Source organism: Roseovarius sp., assembly GCF_018066915.1.
Lineage (GTDB): Bacteria > Pseudomonadota > Alphaproteobacteria > Rhodobacterales > Rhodobacteraceae > Roseovarius.
Genome location: NZ_JAGPVV010000053.1, coordinates 1 through 12,383 on the forward strand (window position 1 = coordinate 1; position 12,383 = coordinate 12,383).

10 protein-coding genes are annotated in these 12,383 nt (G+C 62.1%); 2 read left to right on the top strand and 8 right to left on the bottom strand.

The genetic code is table 11. From position 1 onward, the window contains the following. Positions 1–142: 142 nt before the first annotated feature. The 7 genes from flgK to KBT70_RS03170 form a co-directional block, all read right to left on the bottom strand. Positions 143–1,591: a flagellar hook-associated protein FlgK gene (flgK, locus tag KBT70_RS03140; RefSeq protein WP_296628677.1), complete on the bottom strand. Its 1,449-nt coding sequence runs from the start codon at positions 1,589–1,591 to the stop codon at positions 143–145. Between the two features lie 33 nt (positions 1,592–1,624). After that, complete coding sequence (locus KBT70_RS03145) at positions 1,625–2,926, bottom strand: flagellar hook-basal body complex protein (RefSeq protein WP_296628679.1); 1,302 nt, start codon at positions 2,924–2,926, stop codon at positions 1,625–1,627. 87 nt (positions 2,927–3,013) lie between these two features. Beyond that, positions 3,014–3,877, bottom strand: a complete 864-nt coding sequence (locus tag KBT70_RS03150; protein ID WP_296628680.1) for a flagellar motor protein MotB — start codon at positions 3,875–3,877, stop codon at positions 3,014–3,016. Between the two features lie 91 nt (positions 3,878–3,968). Next, entirely contained in the window at positions 3,969–5,369 is a 1,401-nt protein-coding gene (locus tag KBT70_RS03155) for a TRAP transporter large permease (RefSeq protein ID WP_296628682.1), read from the bottom strand. A 12-nt stretch (positions 5,370–5,381) separates the two neighbouring features. Continuing rightward, complete coding sequence (locus KBT70_RS03160; RefSeq protein WP_296628684.1) at positions 5,382–6,014, bottom strand: TRAP transporter small permease; 633 nt, start codon at positions 6,012–6,014, stop codon at positions 5,382–5,384. A gap of 73 nt (positions 6,015–6,087) precedes the next feature. Then, entirely contained in the window at positions 6,088–7,107 is a 1,020-nt protein-coding gene (locus KBT70_RS03165) for a C4-dicarboxylate TRAP transporter substrate-binding protein (protein ID WP_296628685.1), read from the bottom strand. A gap of 266 nt (positions 7,108–7,373) precedes the next feature. Beyond that, the gene (locus KBT70_RS03170) at positions 7,374–7,673 is read right to left on the bottom strand and encodes a hypothetical protein (RefSeq protein ID WP_296628687.1); all 300 of its coding nucleotides are present in this window, start codon (positions 7,671–7,673) and stop codon (positions 7,374–7,376) included. A 130-nt stretch (positions 7,674–7,803) separates the two neighbouring features. Here KBT70_RS03170 and KBT70_RS03175 point away from each other — a divergent pair, with 130 nt between their 5' ends. Next, positions 7,804–9,027, top strand: a complete 1,224-nt coding sequence (locus KBT70_RS03175; RefSeq protein WP_296628688.1) for an MFS transporter — start codon at positions 7,804–7,806, stop codon at positions 9,025–9,027. Between the two features lie 136 nt (positions 9,028–9,163). Then, a complete protein-coding gene (locus KBT70_RS03180) occupies positions 9,164–11,368 on the top strand; it encodes an NADP-dependent isocitrate dehydrogenase (protein WP_296628691.1) in 2,205 nt (734 codons plus the stop codon). A 36-nt stretch (positions 11,369–11,404) separates the two neighbouring features. Here KBT70_RS03180 and KBT70_RS03185 read toward each other — a convergent pair. Next, positions 11,405–12,383 (bottom strand): lytic transglycosylase domain-containing protein (locus KBT70_RS03185; protein ID WP_296628693.1); only part of this gene is annotated, 979 nt, incomplete at its 5' end.

The window sequence follows — 12,383 nt, forward strand, 5'->3', positions numbered from 1 at the left end:
CCGGATAGATGCCGCCCAAGGTCCGCCACCCGTCCGCTGCTCAGTTCCAGCCCGAGGCGGTCGAGGTTCTGGCGCAAATCAACGCCCTGCCGCCGCAAGGCAAAGGACTGGGCAAGATCACCGATGCTCTGAAAATTCATGGTCATATCCTTAATAGGGTATCAAGCATGTCATCAATCGTCTGGATCATGCGGGCATTGGCCCCGAATGCCTGTTCCACCAGCAAGAGACGTTGCAATTCCGCGTCGCTGTCTACGCCGGCGGCCAGTTCCTGCGCCCGAAACTCTGCAGCCTGACCCGTGGCAAAGCTCTGGCGTTCTTCGGTTGCAACCCGTTCTTGCGAGAGGGTCGAGATCAAGGTGGCCGCGTGATTGGCAGCAGAGCGCGCACCACCTCCCAAAATGCCGGAGGGCAAACTGCTGCTCAGCGTCAGGGCCCGGCTCAGCGCCCCAAGCAGCGCCCCATTGCCCGGCGGCCCGGCGACCGGCGCCCCGAGACCGTCGCGAATCCGAAAGAGTGCCCCCCCTTGGGCTGGATCAACACGCCGCGTGACCGCAATCCGGCCTGCAAGGCCCAGCTCGTTTTCGGCCGCAAAGGCCGCGCCCGCATCGGTCAGAAGGCCCGGCGCGTCTGGCCCGCGCGTCGCGTCCAGCCCCGGCTCTTGAAACCGCTCGACCAGATCGCGCGCCAGCGCGTCGAGCTTTGCATTGGCCTCGACCGCTGCGCGGTCGCGGATGTCGAACAAGGCCCCAAGACGCCCGCCCTGCAAGGGCCCACGCGCGGCGCCTACCGGCACCTCGATCCCGTCAAGGGTGATACCCGAAAGCTGCCCCCCTTCCCGCGTCATCTGCGGCGTTACAAGCGGCGCGGGATCAAAGGAGAGCGTGACAGCCCGCCCATCGAGCAACAGCCCCCCAGCGGTGGTCACAAGCGCAACCGAGGCATCGCCACGCGGCACCTGTCGCAGCGGCACAATCTCGGCCACTTCGTCAATCACGCGCTGGCGCTCGTCCTCAAAGGCGGTGATGTCGTGCCCTCGCGACTGGCTGGTGGTGATCTGTCCATTGAGCGCCGCCACCTGCTTGAGGCCCAAATTCAGCGCATTCACGGCTGCGGCGATATCGCGATCCGCGTCCGTTCTCAGCCGCGCGATGTCTGCGACGGCCTCGTTGATCCCCGTGGTCAGGCCCTGCGCCGCGTTCAAAACCGCGTCAAGCCGGTTCGTGTCCTCGGGGCGCGTGGCGGCGGTCTCGATCGCAGATTCAAACGCGGCCAGACGCCCCGTCAGGGACCCTGGCCCATCGGGCGTGCCAACGGCGCTCTCGACCGCGCGCGCAAACCCAGCCTGCACCTCGGAGGCCGCGCGCGCGCTATCGGCCAGCCGCCGGTCGGACAAGAGGCCCAGATCGACCTGGCGCGAGACGCCGGTGACCTGCACACCGCGACTGTCCCGCGTCGCCGCAAGCGTGATCTCGCGCGGCGCGAACCCTTCGGTCAGCGCATTGGCGAGGTTGCCCGAGAGCACGTCCACCGCGCGGGTATTGGCGGCAAGCCCGCTCAGGGCACTGGACAGAGCAGATCCGAGGGTCATGGCGTTTCCTTTCCTCTTCGGTCAAAGGCGTGCTCAGCGGATGATATTGGTCGTTTCCTGCAACATCTCGTCGACGGTCTGGATCACCTTCGCGTTCGAGGAATAGGCGCGCTGGGTCTGGATCATATCCGTCAACTCGCCCGCAACATCGGTGGCGGATTCCTGACGGGCAAAGGCCACGATATCGCCGGTCGGCCCATCCCCTGCATCCCAGAGAAAGAATGATCCGCTATCGGTCGAAGGCAAGTAGGTCTGTTGATCCATCGACACCATCCCATTCGGATTGGGAAGATCGACGAGCGGCACCTGATAGACGATCCGGCTCACGCCTGTGTCAAAGGTGGCGCGAACAAATCCGTTGGCGTCCACTTCGGCAGAGGTCATGTTGCCCACCGGCGAGCCATCCTTGGCGATAGAGAGCGGCGCAAAGCTGTCCGAGAGCTGGCTCATGCCGTCAGAGGTGCCGGGGCGCCCGATATTGATCTCGATCGGGCCGCCCGCCACATCCACGATGATGGTGCCGCTGGTCGGATCATAGGCCCCGCCTGTCACGCTCTGGACATTGAGAAGGGTGCCGCCCGTCTCGCGTGCCGCATCGAAGGTCAGCACATATTCCCCGATCAGGGCATTGCCTTGCGCGGAATCGGTCAATGTCACCGTCCATTCATTCGACAGGCCCGTGGCCGGAACCGTCGGTGTGAACTGCATCGAAATCGTCTCGGAGGTGCCCAGATTGTCGAAATACTCGATCGAGAGCTGCTGGGGATCGCCTAGGCTGTCAAAGCGGGTGTCCGTGGCCGGCAGGTTGATGCCCAGATTGATGGCGGTGGTCGGCTCTCCGGTCAGTTGGTTGACGTTGATCTGGACGGGTTCCAGCCCGGTGCTGGTATCGCGGGAAAACTCGGGGATGGTGCCATCGGGATTGGCGGGCCAGCCCAAGAGGACGAGGCCAGATTCCGTGACCAGCCGCCCTTGGGAATCGGTGCGGAACGAACCGGTTGTGGTCAGCAACATCTGTGGATCGCCGTTGCCGACCGCAAGGTCGGTGACACGCGCCACCGGGAGAAAGCCACGGTCACGCACCGCGAGATCGGTCGGGTTCGAAGAGCTGACAATCGCGCCGCCCTGATCAATCAGGCGCTGCGTGCCCGCACGCACCCCGCCCGCCGCATAGCTGCCACCACGGCCAGAGATGACAACCGATTCGAAATCGGCCTCGACCCGGCGATACCCAAAGGTCGATGAATTGGCGATATTGTCCGAGATCGTGGCGAGCCGCGTGGCATTCGCGTTCAACCCCGCAACGCTGGCATTGAGTGAGGAGGAAATTGTCATGGATACGCCCTTCTGCTGCGTCGACCAACCTTGGGACACAGGCATACGCGCGTAACTTTAACAGTCCGCTAATGGATAAAAATCTCTCTAGTTCTCTCTGCCCTCGGATCGCAGCAGGATGAGTTCGAGCCTGTTGTTGCGCATGTCCATCGGATCGGCCAAAACCGGCGAACGATCCGCATGGCCCGTAATCCGGCGCATTCGCTTGGCCGCAAGACCCGCCTCCTCCAGCATCCGGCGAAACTGATTGGCGCGTGCGGTGGACAGATCCCAAACCGGGTTTACGACCAACGTCACAGGATGCGCGCGCGTGTGCCCTGCAAGGGCCGCATCGTTGATCACCAGATTGGCGGCAGAGGCCAGAACCACAGAGAGGTCTTGGAGCAAACGTGTCGGGGCGGCCTGATCTACTTCGAAGAGCGTCGCCTCTGGCAGATCGAAAATCTCGATCACCAGCCCCTCATCGCTGATCCGGGTCACGATATGGCGCAAGAGGTCGTCGGGCACCATGCTCTCGCCGCTGCGCCCGGTCAGCAGCGCCTCGATGGTGGAAAACGCCTGTGCTTCGGCCTCTTGGTCAGCCGAGAGATTACCCCCCTCGATCTGCCCCATCTCGCCCCGCGCCTGTTGGCTGGAGGTGGCCAGACGCTGCGACGCACCAGTGCCATTCTGCGCCAGAACATCCTCGGAAAAAACACTGTCGCCGCCAAAGGCACCTTCGCCCCCGCCAGAGGTGCGACTAATCGGGACGGTCGGGCTGAAATAGTCCGAAATCCCCTTGCGTTGTTGTTCGGTCGTCGCGTTCAGCAGCCACATCAGCAGGAAAAAGGCCATCATGGCCGTGACAAAGTCAGCATAGGCGACCTTCCAGGCACCCCCATGATGCCCGCCACCGCCCACAACCTTTTTCCGTTTGATGATGACTGGCGCCGCATTGCTCTGCGCGCCCATTCTCACCACCTTTGTACTCACCCGCATTAAGGGTTAGCACAACAGAGCTTACCGGCCTGTTAACACCTCAAGTTTTAGCGATTTCCCGGCCTTACACCTGCCCCGGCAACCACAGGACAATCGCCGGAAAGGCCACCAGAAGCGCGATGGTCACGGCATCCGCGACAAAGAACGGTGCCACGCCCTTGAACACATCCTGCACGCTCAGATCATCCCGCACCCCGGCCACAACAAAGCAGTTGAGCCCGATTGGGGGCGTGATCAGACAGAACTCTGCCATCTTGACCACGAGGATGCCGAACCAGATCGCGCACATTGGGCCCGACATGCCAAAGGTGCTGTCCGCCGCACTCACCCCGACACCGCCATTCAGCGCCATGACCGCCGGATAGACCACCGGCAGGGTCAGCAGCAGCATCCCGATGGCATCCATGAACATGCCCAGCACCGCATAGGCCAGCAGGATGCAGATCAGAATCAGCATCGGTGACATGGTGAGAGAGGTGATCCAATTGGCAAAGGCATGCGGGAGATCGGCAAATCCGAGAAAGCGCACATAGATCAGCACACCCCAGATGATCGTGAAAATCATCACGCTCAGCTTGGCGGTCTCGAGCAAGGCATCCTTCAACTCGCGCCACCGCATCCCGCGATAGAGCGCGACCAGAAACACGAGAAATGCCCCGATGGCCCCGCCTTCGGTCGGGGTGCCCCAGGCATCGCCCCCAAAGGGATTGTAGACAAAGAACACGATGGTCACGACCACAAACACAATCGGCAGCGCAGGGGGCAAGGAAACGAACCGCTCGCGCCATGTGAATCCCGTGACCGGCGGGCCAAATCCCTTGATCGTGAGAGCCAGACCAATGATCAAAACCACATAGACAACGGCCGAGAACATCCCCGGCACGAAGCCCGCCAGCAAGAGCTTGCCCACGTCCTGCTCAACGATGATGGCGTAGATCACCAAGAGCGCCGAGGGCGGGATCAAACTGGCCAAGGTGCCGCTCGCGGCCACGACCCCAGCGGCAAAGCGTTTGTCATAGCCGATCTTGAGCATTTCGGGGATGGCGATGCGGGCAAACACCGCCGCCGTCGCCACGCTGGCCCCCGACACGGCAGCAAAGCCTGCGGTGGCGAACACGGTAGAAACAGCAAGCCCCCCCGGCACCCAGGCGATCCAACGTTTCGCCGCCTCAAAGAGCGCCTGCGTGAGACCCGCGTAATAGGCGAGATAGCCGATCAGGATAAAGGTGGGAATGAGGCTGAGCGCCTGTGAGCTGACCTTGGAATGGGGCACCTGCCCCGCAGTCTTGACCGCAACCGTCACAGCCCAGAGAAATTCGTCGCCCGCATAACCCTTTTTGGACCAGAAGATCCAGATCAGCCCGACCACACCGGCAAGCGCGGCGGCAAAGGCCACCCGCATCCCCAGCACCACAACGACCAGCATGATACCAGTGACGACAATTCCAATCTCGATGGGCTCCATCAGGCGCGTTCCTTACGTGTCATGGCCGCTCAATTGGGCAGCTTCGCGCGCGGCCTGCGTGGCCACATCCTCGATCAGGGGCACCGCCACCGGCTGTTCCGTCCCCGACAGAAACGCCCGCCCATAACCCCAAAGTTGCAGCATCAGGCGCAGCGAGAGCACGGCAAAGGCGATCGGGGCCAGTATCTTGGCCGGCCAGATCGGCAGACCGATGTCGATGGTGCTGTCGCGGCTCCACATCGGGGCGGTCCAGTCGAAACTGCGCTCGAAATGTGCCCAACTGCCCCAGACCAGCAAGAGCATCAGGATCAACACCACCAGCGTCGTGATGAACTCGACCAGCCAGAGCGACCGCCCCTTGAGCAGGCTCACAACGATGTCCATGCGGATATGGCCGCCGTCCCGCTGCGTATAGGCCACTCCCATGAACGCGATGAGCGGCATGATCTGTTCGATCCAGTCCACATAGCCGGGGACCGGCTGATTAAAGAAATTGCGCCCCCCGACAGAAATCACCGCCAGAATCATGATGCTGAACACCGCGATCCCACTTGCCAGCGCCAGCAACCGCTCCAGCCGATAGAGACAGCGATCAAGATGGCTCAGCAGACTGTTGTCGGACAGCACTGATGCTGCACCTGCCATGGGTTTTCCCCCGTGCTCTCAGGATACCAGTCGGCCCGCCACGCGGAATACGCAGCGGGCCGGGTTTATCGGCTCAGGAGCCGCCCTTGATCTCTGCCAGCTTGCCGGTCACGAAATCATAGAGTTCCTGCGCCGGCAGGCCGCGCGCGCTGTTCTCTTCGATCCAGCTTTTTGCAGCCGGACCAGCCGCCGCATCCTTGAACGCATCGAGCGAGGCTTGATCAAAGCTGACCGATGTAATGCCGCGCTCTTCAAGGGCGGGGCCCCATGCCTTCATCGTTTCGTTCTCGTAATAGTCGATGTAATGCGCCAAGGCCTCATCGACCGACCCAAGCAACGCTTCGCGCTCGGCATCGGTCAGCGCGTTCATCGCGTCGGTATTCACGACAACCGGGCAATTCACCGTGCCGGGGTTGAGGTTGGCGGTCCACCATGTCGCGCTCTCGATGGTGCCAAAGGACATATGGGCATGCGGTGCAAAGCTCACGGCCTTGACGACGCCGCTATCCATCGACTGCCGCACTTCGGTGGCCGACATCGAGGTGGGCACAGCGCCGATGGCCTCCATGGCCGTGCCGATCCCGCCCAAGGCGCGCACGCTCATGCCTTTGAAATCTTCGGGGCTGTCGGGCACGTCACCGGCACCGACGAAATTGTATTGCGGCATCGGTGTGGGCATCAGAAGCGTGGCATTCCACCGGGCCAGATCGGCCTGAACCGCCGGATGCTCATAGAGCGCCTGCGACAGTTCTGTTTCCTGCTCGAGCGATTCGACCCCGAGGAACGGCAGCTCCAACACCGTCAGCGACGGGTTCTTGTCGGCGTGATAGCCCGCGCAAAACTGTGCCATTTCAAACGCCCCGATGGAAATCCCGTCAAGGTTCTCCTTCTCGTTCGAGAGACCGCCATAGCTGATGTTCATGGTGAATTCGCCATTGGTCTTGGCGCTCACCAGCTCTGCGATTTTTTCGACATGCTCTGTAAAGGCGCGGCGTTTGCCCCAGACGGACACGTTCCATTCGGTCGCCATCGCCTCGCCCGCAAAGCCAAGGCCAAGGGCCGCAACCGCGGTATAGCTGAGGTATTTCTTCATGGTTTTTCTCCCTGTTTTACGTATTTGATTGGGGTCGCCATGCGGAAATAGGTCAACTTTGTCCTTATGAAACAACGAACACCGACAGCAACCCAGTGGATTGCCAGTACAACACACCAGCAGCGCCGCTTTGTCCAGCCCTAGGTGACAGGGGCTGTGGTCAAGCGATTTGCAGCCTCTGAGGAGCGTCGAAGGTTGAGAGCAGGACATCAAACGACTGACCTTTCGTGGATCACGCCGGTCAGTCGCCTTGGAAAACCTGCGCCTCAGAACTGCGGCAGGCCCTCATCGAGGTCATAGGATTTGACCGCCAGCAGCGGCTGGTCGGCATCAAGGTCGAAGACGAAAACATGCGCCCGGTCATCCGCCAAGGTCATGCGGCAGAACATCTTGTCCATGTCGAATTCTGCCGGACATATCGCTAGATCGACATGCTCGATGGCGTGCTCGAACACGTCATAGGTCATGCGGCCCTCGGACGCCGTGACCGTTTCGGCGTGGGAGGCGACCGCCGCGACCCCGATGAGAGCGGCAAGGCCAAGGCTGTGAAAGAGAGGGAGTTTCATATTCCGATTCCTTTTATCAGGTATTTGAGATTTTCTCTTACTAATTCTATCAACTATTTGTAAAGCCTCGTCTGGTCAGCCCCCCGATGCCGTGCTAAACGCGGTTCATTCGCGTGACGAAAGTTTCCGCATGCCTGACAGCGCGCCCGCCAAACCTGCCCTCTCCCGGCCTGAGTTCATCGCCATGATGGCGATGATGGCCGCGACGGTCGCGTTCTCCATCGACGCGATGCTGCCCGGTCTGCCCCATATTGCCGAGGCACTGACGCCCGAGGCACCCAACCGCGCGCAACTGATCATCACCGCCTTTCTGCTGGGTCTGGGGCTTGGCACCTTTGTTTCCGGCCCACTCTCGGACAGTTTCGGGCGCAAGCGGGTGATCCTGATCGGTGCGGCGATCTATGCCGCAGGGGCCGGTCTGGCGATGGCGTCCCCAAGCCTTGAGACCTTGCTTGCCGCGCGCGCGGTCCAGGGCGTGGGGGCTGCGGCCTTTCGCATCGTGTCGATTGCCATCATCCGCGATCTCTATGCGGGGCGCGACATGGCGCGGCTCATGTCATTCGTGATGATGGTCTTTGCGCTTACCCCTGCGATGGCCCCGCTTTTGGGCGCGGGCGTGATCGTGTTGGCCGGTTGGCGCGGGGTGTTCGCGGCCTTCGTGGTCTTTGCGGTGATCCTGTCGCTCTGGATGGCGCTGCGCCTGCCCGAACCTCTGCCCCCACAGGCCCGCCGCCCGTTCCGCGCCGCCCCCCTCTGGGCCGCGCTGCGCGAGGTTCTGGCGCATCCGGTGACACGTGTGGCCATCGTGGTACAGATGCTCTGCATGACCACGCTCTTCACCTCGCTCAGCATGGTGCAGCCGGTCTTTGACGAGACATTCCACCGCGCCGCGAGTTTTCCCTACTGGTTTTTCCTGATGGCGCTCATTGCGGGGTGTGGCAGCTTTCTCAACTCCCGCCTTGTCATGCGCCTTGGGGTCGAGCGGATGGTGAGCGCGGCGCTTGCGTCACAAATCGCGCTGTCCATCGTCGCGATTGCACTCTGGCAGATCGGCCTGCCGCCCGGCGCGCAATTCGCCACCTTCCTGATTTGGCAAACCAGCGTTTTCTTTCAGGCAGGTCTTACGCTTGGCAATCTCAATGCGCTGGCGATGGCCCCAATGGGCGCGATTGCGGGCATGGCCGCGAGCGTGACCGGCGCTGTGGCGACCGTTGGCAGCGTCGCGATTGCCGTGCCCATCGGGCAGCAATTCGCGGGCACCCCGATGCCCGCGCATTTGGGCGTGTTGGGCGCGGTGCTGACGGGCTTTGTCCTGATGCAGCGGTTGCGGGCGCGTACCGCAGAGATGGTCTAAGTCACTTTATTTTGTATACCGTCGCATACTATCTTTATCGGACGCGAAATATCCGCTAAGACACCCCCAATCCAACGAGTCGCGCGCCTGCGCCGCAGGACAGCCGCGCGCATCCCCTGATCGCAAAGGAACCCCGATGGCCACGTCCAATACCCCCGACATCATCTATACCAAGGTCGATGAGGCCCCCGAACTGGCAAGCGCCTCGCTCTTGCCGATCATCCAGCGCTTTGCGGCGGCTGCCGATGTGACCGTGGGCACCAAGGATATCTCGTTGGCGGGCCGCATCCTTGCCTCCTTCCCCGAGCATCTGACCGAAGAGCAGCGCATCGCCGACGATCTGGCAGAGCTGGGCGAACTTGTGAAAACCCCCAACGCCAATGTCATCAAGCTGCCCAATATCTCGGCCTCGGTGCCACAGCTTTTGGCCGCGATCCGCGAATTGCAGGCCCAAGGCTATGCCATTCCCGATTATCCCGAAGAGCCCGCGACCGACGCAGAAAAATCCGTGCGCGCCAAGTATGACGCGCTCAAGGGCTCTGCCGTGAACCCGGTGCTGCGCGAGGGCAATTCCGACCGCCGCGCCGCGAGCGCCGTCAAGAAATACGCACAGGCCAATCCGCACCGCATGGGCGATTGGTCCGCGGACAGCAAGACGCGCGTGGCGGCCATGGCGAGCGGGGATTTCTTCTCGAACGAGAAATCCGCAACCCTGCCGCAGGCGGCCAAGGCCAAGATCATTCTGGAAACCGTTAATGGCGAAACCGTGCTCAAGGACGGGCTGAGCTATCCAGCCGGCACCGTGGTCGATGCCACCTATATGAGCGCTGCTGCACTCGACGCCTTTCTTGCCGAGGAAATCGCGCAGACCAAGGCCGAAGGCGTGCTCTTTTCCATCCACCTCAAGGCCACGATGATGAAGGTTTCCGACCCGATCATCTTTGGTCACGCGGTCAAGGCCTTCCTCGCCCCGGTGTTCGAGGAATTTGGTGACGAGATGACCGCACTGGGCGTGAACCCGAATTCCGGGCTTGGCGATCTCTTGGCCAAGGTCAAGGACAACGCCAAGATCATGGCGGCGATTGACGCCTGCATGGCCGCGCGTCCCCCGCTCTATATGGTGGACTCCGGCAAGGGGATCACCAATCTGCATGTGCCGTCCGACGTCATCATCGACGCCTCGATGCCCGCACTCATCCGCGCCGGTGGCAAGGGCTGGGGACCGGACAACAAGGAACATGACGCGGTCTGCGTCATCCCCGACAATGCCTATGCGCCGGTCTATGACGAGGCGATCAAGTTCTTCAAAGAGAACGGCAAGCTGAACCCGGCCACCGCGGGCACCGTGCAGAACATCGGCCTGATGGCGCAAAAGGCCGAAGAATACGGCAGCCACCCGACCACGTTCGAAATGCCCCAAGCAGGCACCGTCAAGATGGTGCTCGAAGATGGCACCGTCCTTCACCAGCATAATGTTGAAGCAGGCGACATCTGGCGCTCGGCCTCGGCACGCAAAGCCCCGATCGAGGATTGGGTCAATCTGGCGATCGAGCGGCAAAAGGCCACTGGCTATCGGTCGATCTTCTGGCTGGATGCGGCCCGCGCCCATGATGCAGAGCTGATCGCGATGGTGAAACCGATCCTTGAGGCGCGGGGCGTTTCGGATAAGTTCGAGATCATGGCCCCGCGCGAGGCAACCCGCGCCAGCCTTGAGACCATCACCAAGGGCGAGAACAGCATTGCCATCACCGGCAACGTGCTGCGCGATTACCTCACGGACCTCTTCCCGATCCTCGAACTGGCCACCAGCGCCAAGATGCTGTCCATCGTCAAGCTGATGCAGGGCGGCGGCATGTTCGAAACCGGGGCCGGTGGCTCTGCGCCCAAGCATGTGCAGCAGTTGCAGTCCGAAAATCACCTGCGGTGGGATTCGCTGGGCGAGTTCTGCGCGCTTGGCGAGAGCCTCAAGTTTCTGGCCGAGACCAATGGCAATGACCGCGCCCGCGTGTTGGGCGAGGCGGTCGAGACCGCGACCCAAGGCATTCTGGATCACGACCGCTCGCCCAGCCGCAAGGTCGGAGAGCCGGACAACCGCGACAGCCACTATTGGTTTGCCCGCTACTGGGCCGAAGCCTTGGCCGCACAGACCGAGGATGCAGCCTTGGCGGCGGAATTCGCCCCCGTGTCACAGGCATTGGCCGAGAATGAGGCCAAGATCGTCGGGGAGCTCGCCGCAGCCCAAGGCAAGCCTGCCGATATCGGCGGCTATTACCACGCCGATCCGGCCAAGCTGGCAGCGGTGATGCGCCCGAGTGCGACGCTGAACGCGATCATCGGCTAAAAGATACGGACCGCGCGGCCCCTCTGGTCGCGCGGTTTACTCTCCGACCGGGGCCACGGTATTACCTGCCAGTTCCTCGGAAAAGGGGCGCGGCAGCGGCTCTTTGCCCAGCCGGGCGCGATAGGCGGGCAGGCTTTCGGCCACGCGCATCACGTAATTCTGCGTCTCTCGAAACGGGATATGTTCGATCCAATCAATGATGGCATGGGCATCGCGCCCGCGCGGATCGCCATACTCTTCGATCCATTGCGCCGCCCGCCCCGGACCGGCGTTATAGCCCACCGACACCAGCACGATATTACCGCCAAACCGCGCACCCAACCCCGCCAGATAGGCAGAGCCCAGCCGTGCGTTATAAACCCAGTCATTCAGCACATCCGACGGGACATAAAGCAGGCCCAAATCGCGCGCCACGTCCCGCGCTGTGCCGGGCATGAGTTGCATCAACCCCTGCGCGCCCGCACCGCTGACAACCACATGGTTGAACTCGCTCTCGCGCCGGGCAATCGCAAGGGCCAGTTCCATCGGGGTGGGCAGGTCCATATCCGCCATCGGATGCAGGGCGTAATAGGGCCGCTCCACAATCACCCCACGCTCTGCTGCTGTTTTGCCCAGCATCACCTGAAGATGCGGTTGGTCAAGGTCTTCGAGCATATGGCCCATCTGCATCAGACCCGTGCGATCCTGGGTTTCGGCCAGATGCAGGAAGAACCGCCGCGCGAGGCTCAGATCATTCATGCGCAAGGCCAGCGTGCCGATCTCATGCAGGTCGGTTTTGGCAAATGCGGCGCTGCGCCAGTCTGGCGTTGCCTCATTCCCCGCAAGGCGCAGATCAAAGGGCAGCCCGCCCGCCTCGGCGGCCAGTAGCCCGTAAAAGCTGGTCTGATAGGCGGCCCCTTCGGCATAAGCAAATTGCGCCGCCTCGGGATCGCCCAATGCTTCTTGGGTGCGGCCAATCCAATAGCCCGCGCGCCCCAGCGAAATCGGCGTGGCGACCGCAGCGCGAAAGCGCTGG

What these genes read in the sequence shown, in the direction of transcription:
- flgK (WP_296628677.1), bottom strand. Translation starts at nt 1,591, where the DNA reads ATGACCCTCGGATCTGCTCTGTCCAGTGCCCTGAGCGGGCTTGCCGCC.
- KBT70_RS03145 (WP_296628679.1), bottom strand. Translation starts at nt 2,926, where the DNA reads ATGACAATTTCCTCCTCACTCAATGCCAGCGTTGCGGGGTTGAACGCG.
- KBT70_RS03150 (WP_296628680.1), bottom strand. Translation starts at nt 3,877, where the DNA reads ATGGGCGCGCAGAGCAATGCGGCGCCAGTCATCATCAAACGGAAAAAG.
- KBT70_RS03155 (WP_296628682.1), bottom strand. Translation starts at nt 5,369, where the DNA reads ATGGAGCCCATCGAGATTGGAATTGTCGTCACTGGTATCATGCTGGTC.
- KBT70_RS03160 (WP_296628684.1), bottom strand. Translation starts at nt 6,014, where the DNA reads ATGGCAGGTGCAGCATCAGTGCTGTCCGACAACAGTCTGCTGAGCCAT.
- KBT70_RS03165 (WP_296628685.1), bottom strand. Translation starts at nt 7,107, where the DNA reads ATGAAGAAATACCTCAGCTATACCGCGGTTGCGGCCCTTGGCCTTGGC.
- KBT70_RS03170 (WP_296628687.1), bottom strand. Translation starts at nt 7,673, where the DNA reads ATGAAACTCCCTCTCTTTCACAGCCTTGGCCTTGCCGCTCTCATCGGG.
- KBT70_RS03175 (WP_296628688.1), top strand. Translation starts at nt 7,804, where the DNA reads ATGCCTGACAGCGCGCCCGCCAAACCTGCCCTCTCCCGGCCTGAGTTC.
- KBT70_RS03180 (WP_296628691.1), top strand. Translation starts at nt 9,164, where the DNA reads ATGGCCACGTCCAATACCCCCGACATCATCTATACCAAGGTCGATGAG.